This is a genomic window from Kitasatospora sp. NPDC058184 (genome assembly GCF_042883725.1).
Lineage (GTDB): Bacteria > Actinomycetota > Actinomycetes > Streptomycetales > Streptomycetaceae > Kitasatospora.
In genome coordinates this window covers 391558-411453 of sequence record NZ_JBHVVE010000002.1, presented here as the reverse complement: position 1 = coordinate 411453, position 19896 = coordinate 391558, and the positions used below count along the sequence as shown (strand labels likewise).

The 19896-nt window shown below is 74.9% G+C and carries 15 protein-coding genes; 8 read left to right on the top strand and 7 right to left on the bottom strand.

All coding sequences use genetic code 11. From position 1 onward, the window contains the following. The first annotated feature begins 248 nt into the window (after positions 1-248). A complete protein-coding gene (locus ACFVXH_RS05045) occupies positions 249-707 on the top strand; it encodes a MarR family winged helix-turn-helix transcriptional regulator (RefSeq protein ID WP_387820257.1) in 459 nt (152 codons plus the stop codon). Positions 708-831: 124 nt separating this feature from the next. Here the strand turns inward: ACFVXH_RS05045 and ACFVXH_RS05040 are convergent, their stop codons facing one another. Together ACFVXH_RS05040 and ACFVXH_RS05035 are read right to left on the bottom strand one after the other, a co-directional pair. Next, a complete protein-coding gene (locus tag ACFVXH_RS05040; RefSeq protein ID WP_387820255.1) occupies positions 832-2634 on the bottom strand; it encodes an ATP-binding protein in 1803 nt (600 codons plus the stop codon). Between the two features lie 489 nt (positions 2635-3123). Then, the gene (locus tag ACFVXH_RS05035) at positions 3124-4401 is read right to left on the bottom strand and encodes an acyl-CoA dehydrogenase family protein (RefSeq protein WP_387820253.1); all 1278 of its coding nucleotides are present in this window, start codon (positions 4399-4401) and stop codon (positions 3124-3126) included. A gap of 467 nt (positions 4402-4868) precedes the next feature. Between ACFVXH_RS05035 and ACFVXH_RS05030 the strand changes: the two genes are divergently transcribed. The 3 genes from ACFVXH_RS05030 (at position 4869) to ACFVXH_RS05020 (ending at position 10384) form a co-directional block, all read left to right on the top strand. Next, the gene (locus tag ACFVXH_RS05030) at positions 4869-5942 is read left to right on the top strand and encodes a GAF domain-containing protein (RefSeq protein ID WP_079272425.1); all 1074 of its coding nucleotides are present in this window, start codon (positions 4869-4871) and stop codon (positions 5940-5942) included. 282 nt (positions 5943-6224) lie between these two features. Then, on the top strand, positions 6225-7811 hold the full coding sequence (locus ACFVXH_RS05025; RefSeq protein ID WP_387820585.1) for a lipase maturation factor family protein: 1587 nt from the start codon (positions 6225-6227) through the stop codon (positions 7809-7811). A gap of 320 nt (positions 7812-8131) precedes the next feature. Beyond that, positions 8132-10384: a hypothetical protein gene (locus ACFVXH_RS05020; RefSeq protein ID WP_387820251.1), complete on the top strand. Its 2253-nt coding sequence runs from the start codon at positions 8132-8134 to the stop codon at positions 10382-10384. A gap of 119 nt (positions 10385-10503) precedes the next feature. On the opposite strand, the gene ACFVXH_RS05015 is transcribed toward ACFVXH_RS05020, so the two are convergent. Next, positions 10504-11334 carry a helical backbone metal receptor gene (locus ACFVXH_RS05015; RefSeq protein WP_387820249.1) on the bottom strand — a complete coding sequence of 277 codons (831 nt, stop codon included), beginning with the start codon at positions 11332-11334 and terminating at the stop codon, positions 10504-10506. 259 nt (positions 11335-11593) lie between these two features. On the opposite strand from ACFVXH_RS05015, the gene ACFVXH_RS05010 reads away from it, so the two are divergent. Genes ACFVXH_RS05010 through ACFVXH_RS05000 form a run of 3 tightly spaced genes read left to right on the top strand, consistent with a single transcriptional unit; the run spans position 11594 to position 14592 of the window. Next, complete coding sequence (locus tag ACFVXH_RS05010; protein WP_079272427.1) at positions 11594-12694, top strand: ABC transporter substrate-binding protein; 1101 nt, start codon at positions 11594-11596, stop codon at positions 12692-12694. 3 nt (positions 12695-12697) lie between these two features. Continuing rightward, positions 12698-13786, top strand: coding sequence for an iron ABC transporter permease (locus ACFVXH_RS05005; protein ID WP_049651665.1), 1089 nt, complete (start codon positions 12698-12700; stop codon positions 13784-13786). Continuing rightward, on the top strand, positions 13783-14592 hold the full coding sequence (locus ACFVXH_RS05000; protein ID WP_387820247.1) for an ABC transporter ATP-binding protein: 810 nt from the start codon (positions 13783-13785) through the stop codon (positions 14590-14592). The genes ACFVXH_RS05005 and ACFVXH_RS05000 overlap by 4 nt, the downstream gene beginning before the upstream one ends. Positions 14593-14624: 32 nt before the next feature. On the opposite strand, the gene ACFVXH_RS04995 is transcribed toward ACFVXH_RS05000, so the two are convergent. From ACFVXH_RS04995 to ACFVXH_RS04980, 4 genes are all read right to left on the bottom strand, one after another. Further along, the gene (locus ACFVXH_RS04995) at positions 14625-15614 is read right to left on the bottom strand and encodes an L-tyrosine/L-tryptophan isonitrile synthase family protein (RefSeq protein WP_387820245.1); all 990 of its coding nucleotides are present in this window, start codon (positions 15612-15614) and stop codon (positions 14625-14627) included. Between the two features lie 94 nt (positions 15615-15708). Further along, positions 15709-17040 (bottom strand): cytochrome P450, encoded by a 1332-nt coding sequence (locus ACFVXH_RS04990; RefSeq protein ID WP_387820243.1) that lies wholly within the window; start codon positions 17038-17040, stop codon positions 15709-15711. A 90-nt stretch (positions 17041-17130) separates the two neighbouring features. Beyond that, a complete protein-coding gene (locus tag ACFVXH_RS04985) occupies positions 17131-18504 on the bottom strand; it encodes an MFS transporter (RefSeq protein ID WP_074004191.1) in 1374 nt (457 codons plus the stop codon). Between the two features lie 259 nt (positions 18505-18763). Continuing rightward, on the bottom strand, positions 18764-19366 hold the full coding sequence (locus ACFVXH_RS04980; protein WP_387820241.1) for a sigma-70 family RNA polymerase sigma factor: 603 nt from the start codon (positions 19364-19366) through the stop codon (positions 18764-18766). Positions 19367-19382: 16 nt separating this feature from the next. Here ACFVXH_RS04980 and ACFVXH_RS04975 point away from each other — a divergent pair, with 16 nt between their 5' ends. Then, entirely contained in the window at positions 19383-19649 is a 267-nt protein-coding gene (locus ACFVXH_RS04975; protein WP_387820239.1) for a zf-HC2 domain-containing protein, read from the top strand. The last annotated feature ends 247 nt before the right edge of the window (positions 19650-19896 follow it).

Here is a 19896-nt window from a genome sequence, read left to right as displayed (position 1 = left end):
GGTCGCTCACCGCAGGACGGCCTCCGCCCCGCCGTCGCGGCGGCTGACGGCCCGGAGCGGAGGCCCTCGACGGGGAACCGACGGGGGCATAAGCCGAACTATTTGCACAGTCCGATATTCCGCGCCAAATGGCATACTTGTCACAGGAAGACACGGGACGAAACCTCGTACGAGACCCCGGACGAGAGACCTCACACGGGGCCGCGTCCGGCACACGGCACGAGCAGCGCGACGGAAGGGTAGGCGTCATGGGAATCCGCGACGATGCGGCCGAGATCCGGGCCCGCGGCTGGCGGACGCTCGCCGCGCTGCACGGCATGATCGACACCGCGCTGGAGAAGGCGCTCCAGGCCGAGTTCAAGCTCTCGGTGGTCGAGTACACGGTGCTGGAGGCGCTCTCCCGCCAGGACGGCTGGCACATGCGGATGCAGCAGCTGGCCCGCGCGGCGGCGCTGAGCAGCAGTGCGACCACCCGACTGGTGAGCCGCCTGGAGGACCGGGGCCTGCTCGGCCGGTTCCTCTGCGCGGACGACCGGCGCGGCATCTACACCGAGCTGACGCCCGAAGGCCGCGACCTGCTGACGGCGGCTCGCCCGGTGCACGACGCCGCCCTGGAGGCGACGCTGGCCGAGGCCACCGAGGTCCCGGAGCTGGCCCCGCTGGTCGGGTCGCTCGCCGATCTCCACCCGGTCCACGCCAACGCCTGAGCCCCGCACCGACGGCTGAGACCGAGGCGGGCCGCCCACGGAAGCGGTCCGCCCGGCCCGGATCGTCCGGCAGCACCTTGACCTCGCCCAGCGCCGAGCGGTCGAAGCGCAGGTCGAAGCGGCGTCACCGCCACTCCTCGGCCTCCCGGACGGTGGGGGAGTCCGCAGAGGCCCGCTGCGGGGCGGAAGGGGCGGAAGGGGCGGACAGGGCGGGGTGTTGCGCCCCGTACACGGGCGTCGCCGGGCCGAGCTGCCCGGCCGGGCCGGCGTCCCGGGCCCGTTGCGGCACGGCCGCTTGGGCGTGCGGCGCACCGTCCGAGCCGTCGTCGGGCCGTGGTGCCGGGCGGCGCTGGTCCACCGCGGGGCTGCCCGACAGGTCGTACATGCGCGGCAGCACGGGCCGGGGCACGACCACGGCGCCGGGCAGTCCGGGGATCTCGGCGCCGACGGCCAGGCCTCCGTTGGCGGGCGCCTCGGCACCGCCGACCCCGGCGGCGCCCGTCCCGGCAGCCGCCCCGGCGCCGTCCGCGCCGTAGGGGACGGCCGGGGCCCCCGGGGCGCCGAACGGTCCCGGGCACGCCTGGCTCCCGCCCGGCAGCCCACCGTGCCCTGTGGCCGTCGCACCCGGCGGCTCCTGCCCGAGGGCTTCGGACCCGGAGCCGCCCCCGACCCCCGCCCCCGCCCCAGCGTCCGCTCCCGCCCCCGCCCCAGCGTCCGCTCCCGCTCCGGCCCCCACGTCGGTCACCGGAGCCCGGGTGATCCGGGCCCCCGAGGGCAGCCCGGACACCGCGGCCGACTGCGCGGCCTGCTCCAGCAGCGCCGAGGGCACCAGCACCGCGGCCCGGGTGCCGCCGTACGGGGACGGGTGCAGGGTGACCCGGACGTCGTGCCGGGCGGCCAGGTGGGCGACGACGAACAGGCCGAGCCGCAGGTCGTCGCCGAGCGCGGAGACGTCCAGGTCGGGCGGGTCGGCCAGGTACGCGTTGAGGCGCTGGTACTCCGTCTCGGTCATGCCGAGCCCGCGGTCCTCGACCTCGACCGCCAGGCCCTCGGGCACCTCCTTCGCGGAGACCTGCACCTGGGTGTACGGCGGGGAGAAGGTGGTGCCGTTCTCGATCAGTTCGGCGACCAGGTGGATGACGTCGGCGACGGTCTGCCCGCCGAGCGAGACGCGCGGCACGCCCCGGACGACGACCCGGGAGTAGCTCTCGGTCTCCGAGACGGCGCTGCGCAGCACGTTGACCACGGGTACGGCGTTGCGCCAGCGCCGGGCGGGGAGGTCGCCGCCGAGGATGACGAGGTTCTCGGCGTTGCGCCGCATCCGGGTGGCCAGGTGGTCGACCGCGAACAGTTCGCGCAGCAGTTCCGGGTCCTCGTGCTCGCGTTCCAGCGCGTCCAGCATGCTGATCTGCCGGTGGATCAGGATCTGGGTGCGCCGGGCGATGTTGAGGAAGACCTTCTTCGTCCCCTCGCGGCCCTGGGCCTGGTGGACGATGGCGGCGACCGCGGCCTGCCGGACGGCGGCGAGGCCCTCCGAGGCCTGCTGGACGTCGTCGCCGGTCCGTCGGGAGGGTGTCCAGGCGGCCGGGGCGGGCACCTGCTCCCCGGCGCGCAGCCGCCCGACCACCTCGGGGATCTCCTGCTCGGCGAGCGCCATGGTGTCGGCCCGCAGTTCGGACAGCCGCGCGGACAGTGCCCAGGCGGTCCGGATGCCGCGGACCAGGCTGATCAGTACCACCGCGGCGACGACCGCGCTGCCGGCCAGCAGCGCGGTGCGCTGGCCGGAGTCGCGCAGCAGGTAGGCGGCGTAGCCCCAGGCGGCGGCGAGGCCCAGGCTGGGGACCAGCACGGCGGCGAGGAGCGGGCTGCGGAGCGAGCCGGACCGCCCGGCGCGGTGGCCGGTGCGGGGGGCCGGTATGCCTGGCATCTGATTCCTTGCTGCAGGGCCGAGTCGCGGGGCCGGGTCGTGGAACCCGGCCGTCGAACCCGACCGCGGGGCCGGGTCGTGGAACCCGGTCCTGGAACCGGGTCGTGGGGCCTGGCCGCGGGACCGGCGCGCCGGTTCGGACCGGTGGGTCCGAGCGGCGGGCCGACCCGTACGGCGCGGCCGGGTCGCAGGGAGCCGGGGCCGGGATCCGTCGGAGCCGGTGACGTGGTGTCACCGGTCCGGCGGGGTGCAGCACGGCCGCCGACGGCACGGAACGCTATCAGCCCGTGGTGCGGTCGGCGCAATATCAACTGGCTCTGCGCACAAGGCCGATGGCCTCGCGACGGTGCCCGCGCCGGACGCTCCGCCGGCGCGAAGCCGCAGCTCACGGCCCTCGGTCCGGTCGGGCCGACGGTCCTCGGAGGTCGGGGACGGCCATGGGAAGGATGCGGCAGGAACAGGTCAAGTCGCGCCGCGGCGGGCGGGATCTCAGCCCGCCAGCGGCATCGGCAGCACCCGTCCGCCCAGGCCTGGCGGCTTCTCCACGTGGGCCTCCCGCTGGGCGGCGAGTTCGCTCCAGGGCCAGCTGGTCAGCTCGGACAGCTCCGCCGACCACTGCTTGCCGTAGGTGCCCGAGGCGAACTGCCCGAGCCGCAGCCGCTGGACGTCCGAGGTGCCGGCCGGCGGGTAGACGTGGGTGGCGTCCCGCAGGTAGCGCTCGATACGGAACTCGGGCTGGAGGCCGCGGGCGGCGTGGATCTCCATGGCGTTGCGCGCGGAGTCCAGCGCGTACTCGGTGTTGATGAGCTTGGCGTTCATCAGCTCGGCGTCGCAGGCGCGGCCGTGGTCGAGCAGGTGGGAGGCGTGGTAGGCGGCGAGCCTGGCGGTCATCAGCCGGGACTGCATCTCACCCAACTTGAGCATGATGTTCGGGAGTTGGTTGATCGGCCGACCGTACAGGACGCGCCCCTCGGCGAACCGGACGGTGTCCTCGACGATCGCGGTGTGGATGCCGAGCGCGACGGCGGCGAGGTTGATCCGGCCGTAGAGGGTGGAGGAGGAGTAGGCGACGTCCAGTCCCCGCCCCTCCCGGCCGAGCCGGTTTCCGGCCGGGATGCGGCAGTCCTCCAGGATGATCTCGCCGAAGCTGAAGCCGTGCAGCCCGCTCTGGGAGCCGGGGGAGCCGGTCCGGAACCCGGGGCGGTCGCTTTCGACCAGGAAGGCGGACAGGCCCCGGCTGCCCTGGCCGGTGCGCAGCACCACGCCGTGCACGTCCCCGATGTGGGAGTTGCCGACGAACCACTTGCGGCCGTTGAGCACGTACTCCTCGCCGTCGCGGACCGCGGTGCCGGTCATCCCGAGCACGTGCCCGCCGGACTCCGGCTCGGTGACGGCGATGGTCGGCAGGCACTCTCCGGAGGCGAACTTCGGCAGCCACGTGCGGCGTTGGGCCTGGGAGCCGTAGTGGAGGACCTTGGCCACGCCCAGCTGGGAGGCCTGCGCGATCGAGCCCGCGGCCCCGCTGACCCGGGCCAGCTCCTCGATGATCACGGTCTTGGCGACGTGCCCCAGCCCGAGGCCGCCGAACTCCCGGGGAATCGTCACGCCGATCCAGCCCTGCCGGGCGATCTCCCTGGCCAGCTCGACCTCGATCGTCCGCTCGGCCTCCATCCTGGCCACCCGCGGACGCACCTCCTTCTCCGCGAAGTCACGGACCTCGGCGCGAAGGCCCTCGTGACGGTCGTCGGTGAAGTAGTCCATCGCCATGCTCCGGTCCTCTCGATACGTGTGGTGCCGTGCCTCCGTCCGTGCCGTCGATGCCGCTCCGGCGACCCCTACGGGGGGCGGTGGGTGTGCGGGGGTGTCGGCCGGTCGCCCCGGTGCGATCGGCGCATGCGTCACCGGGCGGTGTCCCGGTGACGGGAACCGTCCGTGTCTTCGGCAGGGCTCATTGTTGTATGGGGTACCGGGGCATCCCAGAGTCGATCTTGGATTGGCGCGATTCGGCCCGTCCCCGTCGGGAGGGGTTTCGTCCGGGCGCCGGGCGGGAATCGATCTTCGCTTCCGTGACGGTCCGTCGACCGGTCGTCCACATGCGGTTTTGACGAGCCATCGGCAAGGCTCCGGTGCGGCTCCGGCCGGGCGCCGGAAGGACTCCGGAAGGACATCGGCAGGACTGAAGAACGGTCGATCGGACCCGCCCGGGCGTTCTGATGTCTGGTTACATGTGCGCCATGACAGATGTGATGAGCACTCAAGGCCAGTTCCCGGGTGCCTCCGGGGAGTCCGCGCGAACCCGCAGGCTGCGCGGCCTTGGGCTCAACGACCCGTCCGCGGACGAGGCCTTCGACCGCTTCGCCCACCTGGCAGCCAGTATCACGCGCGCTCCCATCGCGATGGTCAACTTCATCAACGACGAACGCCAGATGTTCCGGGGGCTCTACATTCCGCCAAGTTCGGCCGACGCCGCGGCCGAGGACGGATCGTCCTGGGCGGAACGCGGCATCGCCTTCGACCTCCCCACCCGCGAGATGCCGCTGAGCCACGGCTTCTGCCCGCACGTGGTCGCCCAGCGCTCCCCCCTCGCCCTCGACGACATCCTCGCCTACCCCCGGTTCGCGGGGAACCCGGTGGTGGACGAACTCGGCGTCCGCGCCTACCTCGGTGCCCCGCTCGTCGACGACACCAACACCGTCATCGGCACCGTCTGCGTGCTCGACCGGGAACCCCGGCAGTGGGGGCGCGAGCGGCTGCGCGACATCCAGCACCTCGCCGAGGCGCTGCTCTCCGAGATCCGGCTGCGCGACAGCCTGCTCGCCCAGCGCCAGGAGATGTTCGCCGCCTTCGACGGCTCGCCGTACCCCATCCTGCTCACCGAGGGCCCGGGTCAGGAGATCCGCTACGCCAACGCCCAGCACGCCGACACCTTCGGCGCGCCGACGGCGTACGGGACGATCGGCGCCGCGTACCCGCAGCTCGGCGCGGCGGGCCTCGAACAGACCGTCGTGGAGGCGTACCGCACCGGTCGCACCGCCGTCCTCGACAACGTCCGGATGCAGGCCGCCCGCCCGGACGCCCAGCGCGGCCGGCAGGTCTTCAGCTTCACCTGCACCCCGCTGCGGGCCGCGCTCACCGGCCGGATCAACGGCGTCCTCACCGTCGGCATGGACATCACCGCCCAGTCCCGCACCGAGGAGGAGCTCGGCACGCTGGCCGCCCTGCTCGTCGACCGGCTCCAGCAGAGCGGCGGCTCCGTGCCCGGGCGCTCGGCCATCGCGGGCGAGGCCGGTCCCGTCCTGCCCGGCTGAACCCCGGCCGGTGCGGACCGCCCACCGCCGTGGCGGGGCGCCTCTCACCCCCGTGGAGAGGACCCCGCCACGGTGTCGGTGCGGTGCCGATGGTGTCGGCGCGGTACCGCCCGGGCCCGTCCGAGTTCCTCCGGTGCCGTCCGGTGCTGGCCGGTATCGGGAGTTCGCCGGGATGCCTGCGGGACCCCCCGGGATTCCGCCGGGCCGAGCGGGTGAACCGTCCCCGCTCCGCCGCCCCGACCGGGCCCGCGTCCGGGGTGCCGGGTGGTAGGCATGGGCCGCATGGACTGGTTCGCCGCCCCCGACTACTGGCTGAGCCGGCTGCTCGTCCAACGCCTGCTCGCCGCCCTCTACCTGATCGGATTCCTGGCCGCCGCCGCGCAGTTCCGCGCCCTGATCGGCGCCGACGGCATGCTGCCGGTGCCCCGGTTCACCGCCAGGGTCCCGTTCCGCCGATCCCCCGGCCTGTTCCACCTCCACTACAGCGACCGGTTCTTCGCCGCCGTCGCCTGGAGCGGCGCCGCCCTCGCCGCCGCGGTGGTGGGCGGGCTCGGCGACGCCGTCCCGCTCTGGGCGTCCGTCCTGCTGTGGGCGGTGCTCTGGGTCCTCTACCTCTCCATCGTCAACGTCGGGCAGACCTGGTACTCCTTCGGCTGGGAGTCCCTGCTGCTCGAAGCCGGCTTCCTCGCGGCCTTCCTGGGCAACGCCGACACCGCCCCGCCCACCCTGGTGCTGTGGTTGATGCGTTGGCTGGTCTTCCGGGTCGAGTTCGGCGCCGGACTGATCAAGCTGCGCGGCGACAGCTGCTGGCGGGACCTGACCTGTCTCCGGTTCCATCACGAGACCCAACCGATGCCCGGACCGCTCAGCTGGTTCTTCCACCACCTGCCCGCCCCGGTCCACCGCGTGGAGGCCGCCGCCAATCATTTCGTCCAACTCGTCGTACCGGTGGGCCTGCTGCTGCCGCAACCGATCGCGAGCTACGCGGCCTGCGCCGTCCTCGTCACCCAGTTCTGGCTGGTCGCCTCCGGCAACCTCGCCTGGCTCAACTGGCTGACCATCGTCCTCGTCCTCGCCGCCGTGCAGCCGACCCGCCTGGGCCTGCCCGTCCACGCCCGCGCGTACCCCGGCGCGCCGCTCTGGTACGAGGCGCTCGTGATCGCGTTGACCACCACCGTCGTGGTGCTCAGCTACTGGCCGGTGCGCAACATGCTCTCCCGCGCCCAGGCCATGAACCGCTCCTTCAACCGGCTCCACCTCGTCAACACCTACGGCGCCTTCGGCAGCGTCAACCGGCTCCGCCAGGAGGTGGTGGTCGAGGGCACCGACGAGGCCGTGCTCACCCCGCACACCGTCTGGCGCGAGTACGGCTTCAAGGGCAAGCCGGGCGATGTCCGCCGGCTCCCGCGCCAGTTCGCGCCCTACCACCTGCGGCTCGACTGGCTGATGTGGTTCGCCGGCATCTCGCCCGCCTACGCCCGCCCCTGGTTCCTGCCCTTCGTCACCCGCCTGCTGTCCGGCGACCGGGCCACCCTGCGCCTGCTGCGCCACAACCCGTTCCCGGACGCCCCGCCGACCCACGTCCGGGCGACCCTCTACCTCTACCGGTTCACCGATTGGCGCGAACTGCGGGAAACCGGCGCGTGGTGGCACCGCACCGCGCTCGGTGAGTACCTCGCTCCGGTCGATCTGCACGCCGTCGGCCGGGCCGGGTACCGGCCGCCGCTCGGCCGACGGGGACCGGCACGGGGACGCGGCGTACGGGACGTACCGCTGGAGCGGTTCCGTCGGCCCGGCAGGCGGCGGGACATGCGGCCGGACCGGCGGCCCGGGCCGTCCGGTGGAGAGCGGCGGGAGGACGCGGGATGAGGGCCGGCGGTGTGGAGCCGTGAGCAGCGGAGACACCCGTCCGGACCAATGCCGGGCCACTTCCGGACCAGCTCCGGAGCGGCTCCGGACCACCCGGTCGGACCGCCCGAGTGGCGGCCAGGCGGGCGGTATGGCACACGACACCCGCCCGTCCGGGCGGTGGGTGCGTGCAAGGCTCGAACGGGCACCCGTATTCTGGGCGTCCACACCGGCAGCCCGACCGCGCGCCCCCTAGCCCCGCCCCAGGGGCGACCCCGCGCACCCGGTCCGCCGCCCCCTCGCCGCCAGCCCCGCCGTCGACGCCCAGAACCGGACCTCACATGACAGTGCTTCACTCGCGCAACGCCGACGCAGCCGACCCGGCGGACGTCGCCGACGCCGCAGACGTCAAGGACCCCCAGGACGCCGCCGCGGAGCCCGACCTCCGCGAGGACCTCGGCCGCTACGCCGAGCTCGGGGCCTTCACGCTCACCGCCGAGACCCACGCCTGGTACGCGGCCGTCGACACCGTCGCCACCCCCGAGGACGCCCGCGCGGCCTCCACGGCCCTCGCCGAACTGCGCGGCAGCGACCTCCAGCAGACCTGGGAGGCCGTCCTCTCCCTCGCCGCCGACACCAAGCTGGACGAGCCCGACACCGTCGCCAAGACCGCGCTGCTGGTCGAGATGCTCCAGCGGGTGCACCGCACCTCCGCGGCCCTCTTCCCCGCCGCGTACGACGCCGACCTCGGCGCCCTCGCCGCCGCCACCGCCGACAGCACCTGGCGCCGCGAGAACGGCGTCAAGCTCTCCTGGCTGCGCGGCCGCTCGCTGCGCAAGCAGGCCGTCGCGCTCGCCACCGACCGCCGCATCCGCCGCGAGGACCTGCACGAGGCCCTCACCTCCGCCGAGATCGAGCGCCGCGCCTGGGCCGCGCTCGCCCCGGCCGGCACCCTCCCGCGAGTGCCCACCGACGGCGCCCTGGTCGACCGCACCGCCCAGGCCTTCGAGACGATCAACACCGGCCTGCGCGGCCTCGCCCGCCTGCTGCCCGACCACGACCTCGACGGGCTGCCCTTCGCCGAGCTGATCGACCTGGTCGAGCGCCTCGCCGCCGACGAGGGCACCCTCTACCGCCTGCCCACCATCCGCGGCCTGCGCGCCGGACTCGAGGAGGCCGGCCTCGCCGACCTGCTCGCCGAACTCGCCACCGCCAAGGCCGACCGCCGCGCCGCCGAGGCCGCGTACACGGCCCGCCAGGCGCTGGCGAGCGGGCAGCGGGACGGGCTGGCGGAGAAGAGCGCCGCTGCTGTCGAGGCGGCGCCGGTCGAGGAGCCGGGTGCCGAGGACGCTGCCGGTGCTGTGGTCGATGCCGATGTCGACGGTGCGACCGGTACGGAGGAGGCTGCGGCCGAGGAGCCCGGGACCGAGGAGCCGACCGACCGGGCCGACGCCGAGGCGGCTGCCCTGCAGGCGCTGGCCGGTGGACAGCGGGACGGGCTCGTGGAAGAGGCCCCGGCCGCGGTGACGGCTCCGGTGGAGGACGCCGAGGAGACCGCTGCGACGACTGCGACTGCGGTGGCCGAGGCTGAGGCCGAGACCAAGGAAGAGACCGAGACCGAGACCGAGACCAAGGCCGAGGTCGAGGCCGAACCGGCATCGGACGCGGTTGCCGCTGACGACGAGCCGGCGGCGGCGCAGGCCGAGGAGGAGACCCCGGCCGCTGTGGTCTCCCTCCCGGCGCCCTCCCCGGCAGCCGACGACCTGGTGGCCGCCGCGACCGCCGCCCTGGCCGAGGCCGCGGCCGCGGACGAGACGACGGCGGACACGGAGCCGGAGGCTGCCCCGGTCGCCGAGGCCGTCGAGGTCAAGGAGACCGCGGTCGCGGTCGAGGAGCCGGTTGTCGAGGCCGAGCCCGAGGCCGTTGCGGTGGAGCCCGCTGTCGAGGCGTCGGTCGTGGAGGCTAATGAGCCTGCGGTTGAGGTCGAGGCGGTCGTCGCTGAGGCTACGGTCGAGGCGGTCGTCGAGGCCGTTGTGGTGGAGCCCGCTGTCGAGGAGTCGGCCACCATGACTGCCGTTGAGGCGGAGACGGTCGAGGCCGAGGTCGAGCCTGTGGTCGAGGCCGAGGCCGTTGTGGCGGAGCCCGCCGTCGAGGAGCCGGCCGCCGTGACTGCCGTCGAGGCCGAGGCTGTGGTTGAGGCCGAGCCCGAGAGCGTTGTCGAGGAGCCCGTCGCCGAGGCCGAGGCTGTGGCCGAAGAGGTGGCGGAGCCGGTGGCCGAGCCCGAGGCTGCCGTGGAAGCACCTGCGGTTGAGGTCGAGGAGCCCGCCGTCGAGGCCGAGGCCGTCGCCGAGGAGCCCGCCGCCGAGCCCGAGGCCGACGCCCGTCCCGCGAAGCCGGACTTCACGCCTGGCCGCCCCGTGACCGCCTACTCCGCCGACGAGCTGCTCGCCGTCGTGCGGTGGGTGGACGGCGACGGTGCCGAGCGGACCGATGAGGAGCTGCTGCGGGCGGCCATGAAGGAGCTGGGCTTCGCCCGTCTCGGCCCCCGGATCAAGGAGGCGCTGGGCGCCGCCGTGGCCGCCGCGCGCGGCTGACGACGTACGGCCACACAGGCCGAGGGCCCGGGACGCGAGCACGCGTCCCGGGCCCTGTCGTGTTCCGGGGCGCCCTTTTGGCGACGTACGCCGGTCCCCAGGTGTCACGGGCGGTCGTCCTACGAGGCGTCCGGACCGCCCGGACCGCCCGGACCGAGGGGGTGGTCGAGGGCGTGCCGCAGTACGGCCGGGGCGGTCACCAGCGACGGTCCGTACCAGGTCAGGTGCCGTCCGCTGACCAGTGCCGCCGGTGTGCCCGGGAACGCCTCCGGGCCGTCCTCGGCGCTGAAGCGGTACGGCTCGTCCGGCAGGACCACCAACTCCGGCTGGCAGGCGAGCAGTTCGGGCAGTGGAACGGCCGGGTAGCGCTCGGGATGGTCGGCGTGGACGAGCCGCAGGCCCAGGCGGCGCAGCAGGTCCCCGGCGAAGGTGTCGCGGCCGAGGACCATCCACGGGCGGCGCCAGATCGGGACGACGGTCCGGGGGCCGTCGGCCTCCGGGGGCGCGCCGCCGCTCCCGACGGAGGCCCAGGCGGCCTCCGCCTCGTCCAGCCAGGCGGGCCGGGGCAGCCCGCAGGCGGTGGTCAGCAGCCGGTGCAGGGAGCGGAAGGCGTCGTCCAGGGTGCGGATGTCGGTGACCCAGACCGGGACGCCGGCCGCCCGCAGCGCGTCCAGGTCGGGGCGCCGGTTCTCCTCGTCGTTGGCGAGGACGAGGTCGGGCGCGAGCGCGAGGATGCGCGGGACGTCCGGGTTCTTGGTGCCGCCGATCCGGGTGACGGACAGGTCGGCGGGGTGGCTGCACCAGTCGGTGGCGCCGACCAGCAGGCCGGGCGCGGTGGCGGCGACCGCCTCGGTCAGTGACGGCACCAGCGAGACCACCCGGCGGGGCGGGCGCGGTCCGAGCCGGACGGGGAGGTCGAGGTCGTCGCGCGGGGCGGTGGGGTCGGCCATCCGGTCAGCCTACGTCCGGCCCCGGCGACGGGGCGTGCGGACGGCGACCGGCCGCGCGCGGCACCGGAGGCCCGCTGCCGGGAACCCGCTGCCGGCCGCGCATCGCCGGAGACCAACCGCCGGGAACCCATCGCCCGGGCCGTCCGACTACCTGGTCCGGGTCCGCAGCACGGGCCCTCAGTACGACCACCCGGTGCCAGGGCCGAGCCCGGTCACCCGGGACCGTCACCGAGCACCATCACCGACCAGGAGAGTTGTCATGCGCCCTCGTGTCGTCTGCGGAATCGCGGCCGCCGTCGCCCTGTTCGCCACGGCCTGCGGAAGCGGGACCGGGGGCGGGTCGAGCGCCTCCGTCACCGTCCGGCCCGACGCCGGCGGTGGCTTCCCCGTCACGGTCGCCGACTGCGCGGGCAAGGAGACCACCATCGCCAAGGCGCCCGGCAGGATCGTCACCAGCAACGCCTCCAGCCTGGAGCTGCTGCTCCGACTCGGCGCGGGGGAGCGGGTGATCGGCACCGGCTTCCCGCCCGGCAAGGGCACCCTGCCCGCCGCGCTCGCCGAGCAGGGCGCCAAGGTGCCGGTGCTCGGGGACAAGAGCATCCCCAAGGAGAAGCTCCTCGGCTCCGGCGCCGACCTCTACGTGGACACCTTCGGCGCGATGCCGATGATGGGCGGCGGCGCCACCGGGCCGAGCGAGGAGGAGTACGCGGCGGCCGGCATCCAGCACGTGTACCTGCTCTCCACCGCCTGCGCCGGGACGCCGAAGGCCGCCAAGGCGCCGCGCACCGACCTGGCCGGGATCGAGGAGGACGTCCGCCGGCTCGGCGCCGTCACCGGCACGGCCGCGCGGGCGGAGGAGCTGGTCGCGGGGATGGAGAAGCAGCTCGGCGAGGTCCGCACCGCGCTCGCCGCCGTGCCGGAGGGGCAGCGGCCGAGCTACTTCGTCTTCGACTTCGACGCCGGCACCAAGCAGCCGGTGGCGGTCTGCGGCCGGCAGGTCGCCAACGCCGTGATCACCCAGGCCGGGGCGCGCAACGTGTTCGCCGACTGCGACGCCGACTTCAAGCCCGGCTCCTGGGAGGACGTGGTCGCCAAGAACCCGGACTGGATCCAGCTGGCCGTGCGCAACCGGGGCAGCGAGGAGGCCACCCGCAAGGCCTTCGACGAGGCCGAGGCCTTCCTGAAGGGCTTTCCCGCGACCCAGGGCCTGAAGGCCGTCCAGGAGGGGCACTTCGTCCGGCTCGGCTCCGAGGTGACGACCATCGCGGGGGTGCGCAACGCCGACGCCGTCCGGCAGATCGCCGCGACCGTCCACCCTGACCTCGTCAAGGCCCCCGACCTCGCCAAGAACGGGCAGTAGCCGGTGACGTCGGCCACCGCTCGGAAGGAGCGCGGCGAAGTCCGCCCGGCCCGCATCCTGCGGGCCGGGCCGCTGGCCGCCGTCCTCGTCGTCGCCCTGGTGCTCGCGCTGACCGCCGCCGTCTCGCTCGGCTCGGTGGACGTCCCGGCCGCCGAGGTCTGGTCGGTGGTCGCCCGCCGGCTCACCGGTCGGGCCCCGGAGCCAGGCACCCGTGATCTCATCGTCTGGCAACTGCGCGTTCCCCGTGCCCTGTTGGCGGCCGTGGTGGGCGCCGGGCTCGGCCTGGTCGGCACCGCCGTGCAGGCCCTGGTCCGCAACCCGCTCGCCGACCCCTACCTGCTCGGCATCTCCTCCGGGGCCTCGCTCGGCGCGGTCGCCGCGATCGTCCTCGGCACCACCCTCGGGCTCCAGCTCTCCTTCGGCAGCGCGCTCGGCCTCACCGTCTCCCTGGCGGCGTTCGCCGGCGCGCTCGCCGCGTTCTCGCTGGTCTGGCTGATGGCCCGGCGCGGTGGCGGCTTCTCCCCGCTGCGCCTGGTCCTCGCGGGCATCGGCATCGCCCAGTTCCTCGGCGGCATCACCAGCTACCTGGTCCTGCAGACCCGCGACGAGCAGCAGACCAGGGGCGTGCTGTTCTGGCTGATGGGCAGCCTCGGCGGCGCCGTCTGGGCCCAACTCGCCGTCCCGGCCGTCGCGGTGGCGCTCGGACTGGCCCTGCTCCAGGCCCGCGCCCGGGGGCTCAACGCGATGCTGATGGGCGACGAGACGGCCGCCGGGCTCGGCGTGGACGTCGCCCGGCTGCGCCGTGAGGTCTTCGTCGTCACCAGTGTGCTCACCGGGGTGCTGGTCGCCGTCTCCGGGGCGATCGGCTTCGTCGGGCTGATGGTGCCGCACGTGTGCCGGCTGCTGGTCGGCGCCGACCACCGGCGGCTGCTGCCGCTGTCCGCGCTCACCGGGGCGCTGCTGCTGGTCGTCGTCGACACGGTGGCCCGCACCGCCCTGGACGGCCAGGAACTGCCGATCGGCGTGGTCACCGCCGTCCTCGGCGCCCCCACCCTGCTCTACCTGCTGGACCGACGACTGGAGCGCAGTTGAGGATCGCCGTCGAGGACCTGAGTGTCGCCCTGGCCGGCCGGACGGTGCTGGCCGGGGCCAACCTGATCGCCGAGGAGGGGGAGATCGCCGGACTGGTCGGACCCAACGGCAGCGGCAAGTCCAGCCTGCTGCGCACCGTCTACCGGCACCTGCGGCCCAGCGCCGGGCGGGTGCTGCTGGCCGGGCGGGACCTGGCGGAGCTACGGCCCGCCGAGTCCGCCCGGCACATCGGGGCACTGCCCCAGGAGCGCGGCGGGGACTTCGAGTTGAGCGTCCGCGAGGTGGTCGCGATGGGCCGCACGCCCTACAAGCGGGCCTTCGCGGCCGACGACGCCGAGGACCGCCGGATCACGGCCGAGGCGCTGGCCCGGGTCGGCATGGCCGGGGCCGCCGACCGCCGGTTCGCCCAACTGTCCGGCGGGGAACGGCAACGGGTGCTGCTGGCCCGGGCGCTCGCCCAGCAGCCGGACGTCCTGGTGCTGGACGAGCCGACCAACCACCTGGACGTCCGGCACCAGGTCGAACTGCTCGCCCTGCTCCGGGAGCAGCGCCGCACCACCCTGGTGGCCCTGCACGACCTCAACGCCGCCGCCTCGGTCTGCGACCGGCTGCACGTCCTGCACCGCGGCGCCCTGGTGGCCTCCGGGACGCCGCGCGAGGTGCTGACCGCCGAGCTGCTGGCCGAGGTCTTCGGGGTGCGGGCCGCGGTGGTCGAACACCCGCTCACCGGCGACCCGTTGATCGCCTTCGACCACCGCGCCCCGGCAGCGGCGGCGGAGGCGGAGGCCGCCGCGCCGGGGCGCTAGGTGTTCCGTCCCTTCCCGTACGGGACCGCGGCCTAGCGGGACTCGTAGTGGCTCGGCCGGCCGTCCCGCAGGACCAGTCGGCCGAGCCGGGCGGCCGCGTCGCTGCGCAGCAACTCCCGCCGGCCGTCGGCGCGGTGGAGCACGGAGGAGTGCCAGGGGGTGGTCCAGGAGTCGGCCGCCGCCAGCAGCCGGATGCCGAACTTGGACGCCCCGGCCGGCTGCGGGTGGATGGAGAGCCGGACGGCGCGCGGGTGGTGCTCGGCGATCAACTCGCCCCAGGCGCGGCTGCGCTGGATCACGCCGTAGGCGCGACGGCGGCACTCCCGCTGGAGGGCGGAGCGGGTGCCGGTGAAGCCGACGGTGTCCTCGGTGAGGAAGCGGGTGATGCCCCGGTAGAGCCGCAGGGTCTCCTCCTCGGTCAGCACCTGTTCGCGCAACTCCTCGACGCTCGGCGCGTACCGGGCGTGCACCCGGGCGCGCTTCTCGTCGTACGGGAGGTCGCCGAGGACGGCCCGCAGGTCGAAGGTGTCGAGGTGGGCCAGGCCCTCGCGGGCGATCATGGCGGTCAGGGCGTCCGAGTAGGCGTCTATGTGGTCGTCCGGGACGTTGATCAGGTCGCCGAAGATGTGCCCGTCCGAGCAGATCAGGATGCGCGCACCGGGCGCGTGCAGGCGGCCGATCTCGGCGCACAGGCCGTCGAGGAAGGTCAGCGACAGCCGTTCGCCCTCGTCGGGCAGGTGGCCGAGCACCTTCGCGGGGTTCGGCGACTTGCAGGGGAAGCCGGGCAGGGTCAGGACGATCGGTTCGCCGGCGGCGATGAAGTCCGCCAACTGCGCCAGCTGGAGCGGGAAGTGCTCCGGGCGGGCGTCGAACTCCGGGTCCGCGGCGCGGCGGTGCGGCAGCAGCAGGCCGAGGACGCGGGCGGCGAGGGCGGCGGCGGGGGTGCCGGTGTCGGGGGCGCTGGTGGCAGTGGTGAGGGCGTCGGGGGTGATGACGGCAGGGGCGGTGCCGACGGGCGGCATGGTGGGTCCTCCACGAAAGGCGGTGCGGTACGGGTTTCGGGCTCCGGGCGGGCGGAGCCGGACGGTCGGAGCCGGGGCGCGGTGCGCCCGGGGGTCAGCGGCGGTGGTCGTAGGCGACCGGCAGCCGGTTCACCCCGCGGGCCAGGACGGCGGGGACCCAGGCCAGGTCCGCCAGGCCGTCGCCGGGCGCCTCGGCCGGACGCAGCCCGGGCAGCCGGGTGAGCAGGGTGGCGAGGGCGACCTGGAGTTCGGCCCGGGCCAGCGCGGCGCCGGGGCAGTAGTGGATGCCGTGGCCGAAGGCCAGGTGGGCGTTGGGCGTGCGGTCGAGGTCGAGGCGGTCGGGCTCGGGGAACTGCGCGTCGTCGCGGTTGGCGGCGCAGAGCGAGACGATCACCGAGTCGCCGGCCGGGACGGTGGTGCCGAACAGGTCGCTGTCCTCGGCGAAGAACCGCCAGGTGGTGAGCTCGAACGCGGCGTCGTGGCGCAGCAGTTCCTCCACCGCCCGGGCGAGCCGGCCGGGCTCGTCGACGCCCTCGCGCAGCCGGGCGAGCTGCTCGGGGTGGCGCAGCAGGGTGACCAGCATGGTGGTGATCTGGTTGGTGACCGGCTCCTGCCCGGCGACCAGCAGCTGGAACACCATCGAGTCCAGCTCCGCGCGGCTCAACTCGCCCGCGTCATGGGCTGCGACGAGCCGGCCCAGCAGGTCCTCCTGCGCCGCCCAACCGGGCTCCCGGCAGTCGGCGCGCTTACGGGCGACGACGTCGGCGATGTACGTCTGGAGGCCGCGCAGCCGGGCCTCGTACGCCGGGCGGCCGGGGTCCTGCGGGCCGACCGGCTGGACCACCTTGCCCCAGTCCCGGTCGAAGCGGTCCGCCAACTCGGGCGGCAGGCCGATGACTTCGGCGAGCACCCGGAAGGGGTAGTGGGCCGCGAAGCCGGCCACCAGGTCCGCGCCGCCGGACTCCGGCAGCTCGTCCACCAGGGCGTCGGCCAGCTCCTGGAACCGGGGGCGCAGCGACTCCACCCGGCGCGGGGCGAAGGCGTCGAGCACGAGCCGGCGCATCGAGGTGTGCTTGGGCGGGTCCTGGTGGAGCAGGTGGACCTGGAGCTGCGAGTGCTGGGGCTCGGGCATGATCGACGCGAGCCGGCGCCAGTTGTCGTTGCCGAGGGTGTGGTTCTTCCCGAGGCGGGGGTCGTTGAGGGCCGCGTGGGCGGCCCGGTAGCCGGTGACCAGCCAGGCGTGGATGCCGCTGGGGAACTCCACCCGGTGCACCGGCCCGACCTCGCGCATCCGCTGGTAGAGCGGGTACGGGTCGCGCTTGTACTCCGGACCGTACAGCGGGACGGGGGAGGGCAGCCGGTCGTACCCGTACGGGCAGCGCGGGGCGTCGTCGGTGGCGGCCGGGTCGGGGATCGTGTCGGTCATCTGAAGCGGTCCTTCGGTGGGGAGGGGGTGGGGTGGTGGGGTGCGCTCGGGCGGGTGCGGCGCGGTGCGATGCAGCGCGGGGTGGGGCGGTCAGGGCCTGGGGCGGCGGTGCAGGGCGAGCAGCGCGACGGCGGTGGCCGCGACGAGGGCGGCCAGGGCGATTCCGGCCCGGGTCCCGGTGGTGTCGCGGGCCCCGGCCAGGGCGGTGGCGGTCGCGAGGGCCGGGCCGAGCGCGAAGCCGAGGCTGCGGGCGAGTTGGACGGCGGAGCCGGCGGTGGCGAGCTTCCCGGGCGGGGAGGCGGACATCACCAGGGCCTGGGTGGGGCCGCCGTTGAGGCCCATCCCGGCACCGGCGAGGGCGAGCCGCGCGGCGATCTCGGGGGCGGACCAGCCGGTGTCCAGCGGGACGAGCAGGGCCAGGCCGAGGGTGGTGACGGCGGCGCCGGTGAGCGCGGTCGGGCGGGCGCCCCAGCGGTCGGCCAGCCGGCCGCCGACCCGGCCGGCCAGCACCATGCCGAGCGGGAACGCCAGCATGGTGAGCGCGGTGGCCGTGGCGCTCTCGCCCCGAGGGCCGCGCAGGTGCTGGGCGAGCAGGTAGTGGCAGGCCGCGAAGCCGGCGGCGAGCGCCAGCACGGAGGCGTTGACCCCGGCGGTCCCGGCGGCCCGCAGCACCTCGGCCACCGGTCGGCCGCCCGGGCGGCGCAGCCAGAGCAGCACCAGCGGAACGGCGGGCAGGACGAGCAGCAGCCACAGCGCGGACTTCGGGGCCAGGGTGAGCCCGAGCAGGACGGCGGCCACGGCGGCGCCGATCAGCGCGGCGTCGCCGAGCGAGGACCGGTCGGGCGGCCGCAGCCCGCCGCGGCGCGGGGCATGGCGCCGCACGATCAGCACGGCGGCCAGGCAGACCGGCAGCTTCACCAGGAAGATCGCCCGCCAGCCCAGGTGGTCCAGCAGCAGACCGCCGATCACCGGCCCGGTGACGGCGCCGAGCGGACCGAGTGTCGCGGGCACGCTCATCGCCCGGCCACGCAGCTCGGGCCGGACGGAGGTCGCGGCGAGCACCGGCATCAGGACGAAGAGCACGGCCCCGAAGGCGCCTTGGAGCAGCCGGGCCGCGATCAGCCAACCGGCCCACGGGGCGCAGGCGGCCAGCACGCTGCACAGGGCGAAGCAGCCGACCGCGAGCAGCAGGGCCGAGCGGGTGCCGACCTGGTCCAGCCAGCGACCGGCGGGCAACAGCAGGGCGACGAGCGGGAGTTGGTACCCGAGGACGGCCCATTGGGCGACCCCGGGGGAGACGTGCAGGCCGGCCGAGATGTCGGTGAGCGCGAGGTTGACCACGTTCATGTCGAGCATGGCGACGAAGGACAGCAGTCCGGCGGCGACGACCAGGCTCCAGCGGTCCGCCGGTGGTTGCTGACGCTCCGTCAGAGATGAGGCGGTCGGGGTTGGTTGCGCCGTCATGAAGTCCCTCCGTCTCCCGTACTGCTGGACCGGACGCCGCCTCGGCGGCGGGGTCCGGTACAGCAGTCGGTGGCGAGGGGGCTCCGGTTCCGAACACTTGGGGGATTTCTTCTCGGCAGCCGGCAGTCGACGGCTGGCAACGGACAACGGACAGCTGACAGACGACAGCTTTCAGCGAACAGATAACAGATTTCGAAATCTGTTATCTGTTCGCTGTCAGTTGTCCGCCGCTGCCCGCTGCCAGCCGCCCGCCTGCCGCTCAGCAGGCGGTCGCGAGTTCCCCGGCCTCGGCGGCGCGCAGGCGTGCCACCAGCTCCTCCCGCGCCCGGGCGACCCGGGAGCGGACGGTCCCGACGGGGCAACCGGCGACCTCGGCCGCCTCGGCGTAGCTCAGGCCGACCACCTGCGTCAGCACGAAGGCCTCGCGCCGCTGGGCGGGCACCCGGTCGAGCAGGTCGCCGAGCGCGACGCCGTCCTCGAACCCGGCCGTCGGTGCGCCGCCCTGCCGCTCCGCCGCCTCCTGCCAGTCCGGCAGGGCCGCGCAGCGCGGCCGGGCGGCGGCCATCCGGTACCGGTCGATCACCGTCCGTCGGGCGATCGACAGCAGCCAGGTGCGGGCGGAGGAGCGCCCCGCGAACGCGGGCAGGCCGCGCAGTGCGCGCAGGAAGGTCTCCTGGGCGAGGTCGTCGGCGGATTGCACGTCGGTCAGGTGGGCGACGAAGCGCCAGACGTCCCGCTGGGTCGCCCGGACGAAGGCCTCGACGTCGGCTGCCCGTCCGGAGCGGGCGGTTAGCGCCAGTGCGGTGAGCTGCTCGTCATCCACGGCGGCCCCCCGCCCGGCCGGTCCCGGCGACACGGCCATGCGGGACGATGGTCGTATGAGATGCGCGCAGTTCCGTACCGCTCTGTCCGCCCGGCTCGACGGCGAACCGAGCGGTCTGCCGGAGGCCCGGCTGGACAAGCACGTCGCGCGCTGCGCCGGCTGCCGGGAGTGGCTGGCCAGGGCCGAGCAGCTGCACGGCCGGGTGCGGGCGGACGCCACCGACGGGCCCTCGCCCGAGTGGTCGGCCGGGCTGCTGGCCCGGCTGGGCGAGGGCGGCCCCGAAGGCCGTGCTCCGGACGGACCGCGGTCCGTCGAGCGCTAGGCGCGGTGGGCGTGCCCGGCGGGGCGGGCGCGTCCGGGGGAGCGGGAACGGCGGGACGGTGGCGCCGGCCGGAGCCGGTGCGCCGTCGAAGTCAGGCATGGGAAGGTCCCGAGGGGAAGGCGGGGAGCGGCACCGCGCAGGGCGGCACCGTCGGCGTCCATGGGCAGCCGCGCGGCACGCCGGCCCTGGGGAGGCGCGGCGGCGGACGACGGCCCGCACCCTGACGGCACGACGGCGCGGGGCGCGG